The organism is Neglectibacter sp. X4 (assembly GCF_009917365.1).
Lineage (GTDB): Bacteria > Bacillota > Clostridia > Oscillospirales > Acutalibacteraceae > Acutalibacter.
Genome location: NZ_QWLE01000166.1, coordinates 1 through 595, shown reverse-complemented (window position 1 = coordinate 595; position 595 = coordinate 1). Strand labels below are relative to the sequence as shown.

Below are 595 nucleotides of genomic sequence, written 5' to 3'. Positions count from 1 at the left end.
TAGCAACACTCTGCACTGTCGCATCTTAACTGCGCTTTGATTAATCCCCATCACTTTTCCAGTTTCTTTAATACTAAGCTCCTGATTAAATCTTAACTCAAGAAGCAGCCTTTCATCCTCAGATAACTGCGCCCTTGCTTTCTCTAAGGCATTTAAATTCTCTTTAAGAAGAAAATCGTCTTCTGTAGTATGTGAAATATTGAAGATCTCAGAAGCCTTCTCAAGTATCCTATTTTCTCGATCCTTTTTTCTATACTGCTCACAGATTTCATTTTTCACCATAGTTCTTATATAATTATGTAGTTGTAGAATTTCCTGGTCGAGATATTTCTCCGGTCTTTCAGAGATCTTTGTCCAAATAATTGCAGAAACTTCTTCTGCAACATCCCAATCTTGCGTGCAGTCTCGAATGAAAATATATACTAACCGATATGTCGATAAATACATTTCTTCAAACGTTTCATATTTTTTCTTGTCCTCTTCCATAACTAGATTCTCCTATACGATACCTTATCACAACTTAATGTAGAAAAATTTTTTATACAAGACTGCTCCGCAAAATTCATGCCATAAAATGCAACCATCTCGCTTTCCA

The 595-nt window shown here is 35.3% G+C and carries 1 protein-coding gene; it reads right to left on the bottom strand.

What is annotated here, in order from left to right:
* A partial coding sequence (locus D1841_RS17425; RefSeq protein WP_166554323.1) for a sigma-70 family RNA polymerase sigma factor occupies nucleotides 1-486 on the bottom strand: 486 nt, incomplete at its 3' end.
* Nucleotides 487-595: the final 109 nt, after the last annotated feature.